Origin of the sequence: Staphylococcus sp. HMSC65H10, assembly GCF_001839185.1 — a bacterium.
Taxonomy (GTDB): domain Bacteria; phylum Bacillota; class Bacilli; order Staphylococcales; family Staphylococcaceae; genus Staphylococcus; species Staphylococcus simulans.
In genome coordinates this window covers 1-592 of sequence record NZ_KV840371.1, presented here as the reverse complement: position 1 = coordinate 592, position 592 = coordinate 1, and the positions used below count along the sequence as shown (strand labels likewise).

Below are 592 nucleotides of genomic sequence, written 5' to 3'. Positions count from 1 at the left end.
TCATAATAATCATCCAACCACATATATAACTGCAGGTTCTGTTGCAAAGTCAGAAAAAATATAACTAATTATCATTTTAACATGGTAGTATTCCCTTAACTGGCCAACATGTGATTAATTTCGTAGCACGGCGAAAATCCGTAGATCTGAAGAGACCTACGGTTCTTTTTATATAGACCATAAATACATTCAATACCTTTGAGTGTATTCTTTGCCGTATTGACGCTTTGATATCTCGTCTTTCTCACTTTAATATGACGGTGATCCTGCTCAATGAGGTTATTAAGATATTTAGATGTACAATGACAGTCGGGATTAAGTTTAAAATCTTTAATCAACTTAGACATTGCCACCTTCGTCGAAGGTGCCTGGTCTGTAATTATCATTTGAGGTTTACCAAATTGTTTAATAAGTCGCTTAATAAACGCATATGCTGAATGATTATCTCGTTTCTTACGTAACCAAATATCCAATGTATGACCATCTGCATCAATGGCACGATATAAATAGCACCATTTTCCTTTTATTTTAATGTATGTCTCATCAACGCGCCATTTATAATAAGCTTTTTTATGCTTTTTCTTCCAAATTT

General features: G+C 33.6%; 1 protein-coding gene. It reads right to left on the bottom strand.

All coding sequences use genetic code 11. The features are described 5' to 3' along the window. Window positions 1-95 precede the first annotated feature (95 nt). On the bottom strand, window positions 96-592 hold a 497-nt coding region (locus HMPREF3270_RS09000; protein ID WP_070684472.1), incomplete at its 5' end, for an IS6 family transposase.